The sequence below is a fragment of the Kaistella chaponensis genome (genome assembly GCF_900156725.1).
GTDB lineage: Bacteria > Bacteroidota > Bacteroidia > Flavobacteriales > Weeksellaceae > Kaistella > Kaistella chaponensis.
The window spans coordinates 231,902-238,658 of the sequence record NZ_FTOI01000005.1 but is presented as its reverse complement, the minus strand read 5'-3'; the positions used below and the strand labels follow the sequence as shown (position 1 = coordinate 238,658).

8 protein-coding genes and 1 pseudogene are annotated in these 6,757 nt (G+C 34.9%); 5 read left to right on the top strand and 4 right to left on the bottom strand.

Translation table 11 applies throughout. The features are described 5' to 3' along the window. Positions 1-115: 115 nt before the first annotated feature. From BW932_RS07450 to BW932_RS07440, 3 genes are all read left to right on the top strand, one after another. Entirely contained in the window at positions 116-1,255 is a 1,140-nt protein-coding gene (locus tag BW932_RS07450; protein ID WP_143745522.1) for a hypothetical protein, read from the top strand. Positions 1,256-1,428: 173 nt separating this feature from the next. Then, positions 1,429-1,947, top strand: coding sequence for a hypothetical protein (locus tag BW932_RS07445; protein WP_076386848.1), 519 nt, complete (start codon positions 1,429-1,431; stop codon positions 1,945-1,947). A 234-nt stretch (positions 1,948-2,181) separates the two neighbouring features. After that, the gene (locus BW932_RS07440) at positions 2,182-2,679 is read left to right on the top strand and encodes an SMI1/KNR4 family protein (protein WP_143745521.1); all 498 of its coding nucleotides are present in this window, start codon (positions 2,182-2,184) and stop codon (positions 2,677-2,679) included. Positions 2,680-2,929: 250 nt separating this feature from the next. Here BW932_RS07440 and BW932_RS14510 read toward each other — a convergent pair. Beyond that, positions 2,930-3,091 (bottom strand): annotated as a pseudogene (locus tag BW932_RS14510) (IS91 family transposase); the annotation flags it as partial. Positions 3,092-3,618: 527 nt separating this feature from the next. Here BW932_RS14510 and BW932_RS07425 point away from each other — a divergent pair. Beyond that, a complete protein-coding gene (locus BW932_RS07425) occupies positions 3,619-4,185 on the top strand; it encodes a dihydrofolate reductase family protein (RefSeq protein WP_076386844.1) in 567 nt (188 codons plus the stop codon). A 3-nt stretch (positions 4,186-4,188) separates the two neighbouring features. After that, entirely contained in the window at positions 4,189-4,590 is a 402-nt protein-coding gene (locus BW932_RS07420) for a DUF1801 domain-containing protein (protein ID WP_076386843.1), read from the top strand. A gap of 195 nt (positions 4,591-4,785) precedes the next feature. Here BW932_RS07420 and BW932_RS07415 read toward each other — a convergent pair whose 3' ends face one another. The 3 genes from BW932_RS07415 to BW932_RS07405 all read right to left on the bottom strand — a co-directional run bounded on the left by BW932_RS07415 (position 4,786) and on the right by BW932_RS07405 (position 6,623). After that, positions 4,786-5,055 carry a hypothetical protein gene (locus BW932_RS07415; protein WP_076386842.1) on the bottom strand — a complete coding sequence of 90 codons (270 nt, stop codon included), beginning with the start codon at positions 5,053-5,055 and terminating at the stop codon, positions 4,786-4,788. Between the two features lie 110 nt (positions 5,056-5,165). Then, positions 5,166-5,657, bottom strand: coding sequence for a YkgJ family cysteine cluster protein (locus BW932_RS07410; protein WP_076386870.1), 492 nt, complete (start codon positions 5,655-5,657; stop codon positions 5,166-5,168). Positions 5,658-5,663: 6 nt separating this feature from the next. Further along, complete coding sequence (locus BW932_RS07405; protein ID WP_076386841.1) at positions 5,664-6,623, bottom strand: ion channel; 960 nt, start codon at positions 6,621-6,623, stop codon at positions 5,664-5,666. Between the last annotated feature and the right edge of the window lie 134 nt (positions 6,624-6,757).

Here is a 6,757-nt window from a genome sequence, read left to right as displayed (position 1 = left end):
ACTTGTTTTTGTAAATTAGCATAAACAAAAACATTCGCCTAACTGTCGGTTTTGCGAAATGCTTCGCACTTCGCAAAGCCGACGGGCGTTATCTGTCATTTTAAAAAGACAAAGTATGAAAAGAACAATTTTTACAATTTTAGCAAGTTTTCTTGTGAGTTACTCGTTTGCCCAAAATTATGAACAACAAATAGCGAAAGCAGAAGAATTTGTAAGCAAAAAAGATTTTTGTAACGCTTATGAAATATTTAAACCTTTATTAATAGATAGTGATCAAGGTTCTATATACGACTATTACTATGCTTCTCTTTCTGCTGTCAATTGTGAAAAAAATGAAGATGCTTTAAACTGGCTTAATGTTGCTGCCGAAAAAGGTTTAGGATTAAAAGATGGAGAAATAGATTTTATTAAAAAAGATGAAAGTTTCAAGGAATTAAAAAGCACAGAAAAATGGGCTTCAATTATCAACACAATGCAAAATAAATTTGCAGATAAAAAATTAATTGAAGAAGCAAAATCTAAAGAATGGGTTTCCACTATAACAAAGAATGCTATTCAACAAAAAAAATCAAAATTTAATACCGCCGATTCTGGTTTTGCACTATATTATTCAAGCGCGGAAAATATCAATGTTCCTTATTTAGTCTATGTTCCTAAAAATTACAATGCTAATAAACCTATAAAAGCATTTATATATCTACACGGAGGAATTAACTCAACAGAAAATTTCAATTTTGATAAACCTGAAATAACGCAAGAACCAATTTTTAAAGTTGCAGACCATTTTAACTCCATAATTATTTATCCATTTGGTAAGAAAGATTTTGGCTGGATGAATCAGAATAAGGCTTTTGAGAACATCTATAAAATTCTGAATCAAGTTAAATCTACTTATAATATAGAAAAAAAGAATATTTATTTGGGAGGAATGTCAAATGGTGGCACAGCAACTTTTTGGTTTGCTTCTCAAAGACCAAGTATTTTTACAGGTTTTTATGCGATTTCTGCTAATCCTAAATTAGAGATTGGAAATATTAATTTCAATTTCGATAAACCTTTTTATGAAATCCATACAAAAGATGATTCTGTTTTTAAGTTTGATGATGTAGAAAAAATATATAACACAAACAAGTCAAGGAATTGGCATTTTGAATCTATAGCAAATGGAGACCACGGAATTATCTATCAACAAAACGGAAATGAAGTTCTAGAAAACTTGCTGAAAGAATTAATTGAAAATAAAAACGCCAGATAACATCGTATTGGCAATAGTGCGGAGGAATCGCAAGTTTAACTATTTTAGATGTTCCGAAGATTAGTTTATAATAAAAACGTTTTCGCGTAAAAGCCGCACCATCGCCAATACGCAACCGTTAGCGGTCATTGTAAAAAAAGACGACATAAATTAATAAATTATAATACAACAAAATGACAAAACAAACAATTTTAGCATTAGTCATTTCAGTAGCATTAGCAAGTTGCAAAGAATCTACAAAAACTAATGTAAATGAACAATCTGTTACAAAGACAGAAGATGTAAAAGAACAGCCAAAAGCTACTAAATCTGTAATTGACTATTCTGGCGATTATGTTACAGAAGAATACAGCAGAAGAAAAGAAGGCTTCGACTGGCTCGTGGTGAGTGCAAAAAAACTTACCGATAGTACCATGCACTTGAGTGTTCGTGCAAGAGCAGACAAGAAAAAAGGCACCTGTTCATTTGAAGGTAATGGTACGAAAATAAGCGTAGGAGTTTACAAAGCCACTGATGGTGCTAATACCGTACTGTTTACATTCAAAGACAATAAAGTAACGATTGATGGAGAAGGTAAAGCTGATGATGTTTCTACCCTGCATTGGTTTTGCTCTGGAGGTGCAAGTTTGGGAGATTATACCTTTAGAAAAACAAGTGAGCCTTTAGATGAAGCACAGTTGGTAAGCAAGTAAACATAAAAAAATAAAAAACAACGAACCGCTAACATAATATTTGCAAAAGGCGGGGTTGAATATATAATAGAAAGACCCGATGCATTTAGTCGCAATGCGCTTTTCATATTACTTTTTTGTAATTTGGTAATCTGAAAAAGCAATTTGCTTCGTTCGGTCGAAATTGAACTTTTCAGTCCAATTTTAGCCCGCCCTTCGCAAATACTTTTTCCGTTAGCGGAAACCCAAAACGAAATGGAAGACAAAATCCTAAATACATACGAAGAATTATTAAAATTTTCAAATTCAATTTTGAATTTAGAAAGTCCAATAATTGACTCTCGAATTGAAGATTTTGAAAATAAAATTGAATATAAACTGCCAAAGGATTTTAAATATTTTATTAAAAAAAATAATGGTTTTTCTTTAAGTGTAACAGAAGTATATGGAATTGGAAAAGAGTTTTTGAATTCTTCACTTGATGAAATATATGATTTTGAACATAATGAAGTCGGTAATCCTATGCCAAAATATTTTTTACCATTTTCACCTGATGGATATGGAAATCATTATTGTATAGATTTATCTCGAATTGAAAATGAAATATGTCCAATTGTATTTTGGCAACACGATTACAATTATAAAAACATATCCGAAGTAGAAACTTGTAATAAAAACTTTGTTGAATGGATTAACGAAGTAATGATTGAATGGACTCTTGGAGAATATAATTTTGACGGAACAGAAAAGTGAAAATGGGCTATCCGCTAATAACTATGCTTTCGTTGGGCTTGAAAAGCCAACAATGAAAGCCCGTTGAACGGAACCTTCGGTGGCTTTTCCTCCCCACTTGGTAACCTTATGGAGTTGTCGTTTTTAGAATTTAGATGTACAAAGCAGTTTTTTAGAAGAACTACTTTTTTTGTGGCGTTTGGTCGCCTTTAGAAGACGTTTTCTGCGGTTTTTCTTTGTGGCAGAACACCATTTCCCTTACCCACAATGGTTATTTTGCAGTTAAAGTTCGGGTTACGAAAAGAAAATCCTCTAGCGGTCCTCGCTGTCCGAAAAGAGCGATGGTCACGAAATTTCCTTCCTTGCAACATCGGCATTTTTTAAGCAACGTTTTGGGTTTTGCTTTTGGAATATGGATTTTTAAAGTAGTTTGAAAATCCCAGAATTTTGCAAAGCATCCGCCTTCGAGAGTTGAATAAATTTCTTCTAAAACTATAAAACCTTCTTCTCATTGAGAAAAACGAGGCTTCGAGGCTCAACAACGAGTCAAAAAGAGTCGTTTTGTAAATTATCGATTTACAAACCACCCTTTTTTGCTCGATTTCCAGTCAAAAAGGGTGGAAATTCAGTTGAAAGTGTGGGTGTCGCAGATGAAAGTGTGGGTATCCAATCTAAAAGTGTGGATGATGAGCAAAAAAGGTTCGTTTTTCAGTTGAAAGTGTGGGTATCGCAGATGAAAGTGTGGGTACTTCAGCAGAAAGTGTGGGTTTCTAAGGTAAAAGGGTGGATTGTAAATTAAAAGACAATCATGATGAACGTGTTGAAGGTGAAAGTAGATCTTGTGGCACGATAGAAAGTTATTGGGTATATTTGGATAAAGAAACAGCGCTGTAAGACCTTAAAAAAAAACAGTCATTGTATCCGACCTCCAAAACAGATCGATCCCTAAGAAATTAATAGATGAGAAAAGTTATTGCCGCCTTTAATATGACACTTGACGGTGTTTGCGACCATACTACAGGTATTCCTAGTGAAGATTTGCATCAACATTATGCTGATCTACTCGATCATACGGGAGTTATTCTGTATGGACGGACAACCTACGAACTTATGCAATTTTGGAAAACAGTTTTGCAAAATCCTTCTGGTAAAAAATCAATAGACGACTTTGCAATTTCAATAGACAAAGTTCCTAAACTTGTTTTCTCTACCACCTTAAAAGACACCAACTGGAAGAGTGCAGAACTTTCAAACCGCCCCCTAATCGAAAAAGTTCTGGAACTTAAACACGAATCAGGAAACGACATTGCAGTGGGAAGCCGAAGTTTGATTGTTCAACTGTTAAACAATAACTTAATAGACGAACTCCAAATTTGCGTACACCCGATCATCGAAGGGAAAGGACTAAAACTGTTCGACCAAATTACAAAAAGGATTTTCTTGAAACTCATCAAAACCAAAACACTATCATCTGGTTCAACGGTGTTTTATTATGAGCCATCACAAGAGGAGCAACCCAAAAAATAAAAAATGACAGAAAAAAGTAACCTAAACCGGGAAGTAACAGATTTCTTGGATGAGCTAAACCATCCATTTAGAAATGAAATTGAACAATTACGGAGGTACATATTGTCGGCAAACACCGCATTGACCGAGAATATAAAATGGAATGGACCCAACTATTCCATTCATAATGAAGATAGAATTACGATGAGAATTCAGCCTTCAAAAAAACAGGTTCAACTGATTTTTCATCGAGGAGCTAAAAAGCAGATCCAACCCAAAGACCAATTCATTGCGAATAAAAGTAAAATGTTGGTTTGGAAAGAAAACGACCGCGCTGTTGTAACTTTCAAAAGTTTAGAAGACATCGAAAATGCAGAAGCAGAACTTAGAGCCATCGTGACGGAATGGATACAGGCAACACAATAAAACTAGGAACCGCCAAATAACTAAGATTTCTTCTACCCGAAAAACAGGTAACCTTTGCGTTCGCGCCAGAAAAATGAAAGCGCACAGAACCCAACGACATTAGTTTGAACGAACTCCACTTGTAGGAGGGTTTCCAAAAAAAAATTCCCACATTTGCGGGAATTTCTCTTTCTTTTTACTTTTTTTTTACTTTCTCTATTCAACTAATTTTTTCTTCTCTTTTTGTTCCTGTGTTGCCTTCTGTTTCAAATCAGCGGGCGATTCATTTCTTACTTTAGTTTCCTCCATATTCATGGTTTCTACTTTAGCAGCTTCTGCGGCAGGAGCTACAACAGTAGTATCTGCTTTCACTTCAGCAACTGCTGCATTTTCCGTCTTGACTTTACTTTTTTGCTCCGTAGATTGTGCCTTCGCAAATGATGCACTTAAACCTACTAATACGATTGCGATTGATAACTTTTTCATAATAATACTTTTTTAACTTTAATAGTACTCTAACGCCGAAAAAGCGCGACCTGTATTTCTTAATCATAAGTTTAACTTCAATTATAAGACTTTAAGAGGTTTTTGGAAAATTACTTCTTTTCAATTTTTTTTTGAATCCTTTCTACAAATTCAAAGGCAGCCGGACAAATAAGCGTGTTCTTGAGCGTTAAATGATTGATCTGATAAATTTTCTTGCGATCGGTATGCGGAAACTCGCGACAAGCTTTCGGGCGCACTTCATAAATCGAACACGTATGGTCTTCATGGAGAAACCAACACGGTAGATTTTGAAGGACTTTATCCTGGTCTTCATCGGTCTGCAAATATTTTTTTTCAAAATCTGCAGGTTTCATCCGCAAATGTTTGGAGATTCTTTCGATATCTTTTTCCGTAAACAGCGGACCCGTTGTTTTACAACAATTCGCACATTGCAAACAATCGATTTTTTCAAAAACCTCCTCGTGCGTTTCTTGTACGAGGTAATCTAAACTTTTGGGTGGTTTCTTTTTTAATTGATCCAGAAATTTTTTGTGTTCTTTCTGTTTCAATTGTGCTTGTGATTGATAAAATTCCAAATCCATCATCTTCTATCTTTTTTTCGGAATGTAAGAATCTATTAAACCTAAATTCAATACCGTTGTTTTTTGATCTTTCGACGGCGCATACATCATATTAAATTTTTCTCCAAAAACAATTTCGTTTTCAATGGAAGCATAAGAAGTACGTTGCACAACTGTATTAGAAAAAACCTCATCGAAAGCGCGAACTTGGGCAAAAATTTCAATATCCATCTCGCTAAAATGATCTTCGCCCAAATCAAAAAATGGGGAATTTTCATCGATGACATGTACAACAGTCCAGTTTAACGAAAGGCTGTTTATGGTATTCAATTGGGTATCTAAAGTAAAGAATTTGCTTTTCGAGTTTCCTTCCTCAGTATGATCTTCTATTGCACATGTTAAAATGATTTGGGCATCGGTTAAAAGATTATTTTTAAACGGAGCCATTCTAAACATCAAAGCAGTTCCCCCTTTAAATGGAACAATTAACGCGATGCTGCTGAATTTCAAAAATGCACGTGGTCGGGAAAATCTTCCATAAAATAAACCTGTAGCAATGGCAAATCCCAATAATCCTAAAAACGCTTCGAATGTTGCAACCAAACTCGCCAAAAATCCGACGGGTGCAATTCTACCATAACCCACCGTGGTAAAAGTTTGGGAACTGAAAAAGAAAACATCATTAAATTCATGGAGGGGCGTACTTTTATCAATTCCGGTGAGATGCTCAATACCAATAACGTAATACACAGAAGCAAAAAATAGATTGGCAAGAATATAACCCGACACTAGAAAAAAAATAAATTTCCAAGAAGGCAAATCGAGTAAAGTATGATACCAACTGTATTTTTCGAGCGGATTCGACAATCCCGTTCTTTTGATATTAGGAGCTCCGTTTTTGTTAACAAACCTTCCTGTAGCGTTAGAACTGAAACCACTATCTTCCCGAGACTTCAAGCGAGAAAATCTATTTGCTATTTTTGCCATGGTGCAAAATTAATTTAAATTCGGGGAATTCAGTTTTCATTTACACAAAATCTGTGACCGAGACAGAAGCTTTTGCCCCAGAAAAAAGCCGCGAAAAACATCGAAACCCACCAATTGATGAATACCATCGGAGA

What these genes read in the sequence shown, in the direction of transcription:
- BW932_RS07450 (WP_143745522.1), top strand. Translation starts at nt 116, where the DNA reads ATGAAAAGAACAATTTTTACAATTTTAGCAAGTTTTCTTGTGAGTTAC.
- BW932_RS07445 (WP_076386848.1), top strand. Translation starts at nt 1,429, where the DNA reads ATGACAAAACAAACAATTTTAGCATTAGTCATTTCAGTAGCATTAGCA.
- BW932_RS07440 (WP_143745521.1), top strand. Translation starts at nt 2,182, where the DNA reads ATGGAAGACAAAATCCTAAATACATACGAAGAATTATTAAAATTTTCA.
- BW932_RS07425 (WP_076386844.1), top strand. Translation starts at nt 3,619, where the DNA reads ATGAGAAAAGTTATTGCCGCCTTTAATATGACACTTGACGGTGTTTGC.
- BW932_RS07420 (WP_076386843.1), top strand. Translation starts at nt 4,189, where the DNA reads ATGACAGAAAAAAGTAACCTAAACCGGGAAGTAACAGATTTCTTGGAT.
- BW932_RS07415 (WP_076386842.1), bottom strand. Translation starts at nt 5,055, where the DNA reads ATGAAAAAGTTATCAATCGCAATCGTATTAGTAGGTTTAAGTGCATCA.
- BW932_RS07410 (WP_076386870.1), bottom strand. Translation starts at nt 5,657, where the DNA reads ATGGATTTGGAATTTTATCAATCACAAGCACAATTGAAACAGAAAGAA.
- BW932_RS07405 (WP_076386841.1), bottom strand. Translation starts at nt 6,623, where the DNA reads ATGGCAAAAATAGCAAATAGATTTTCTCGCTTGAAGTCTCGGGAAGAT.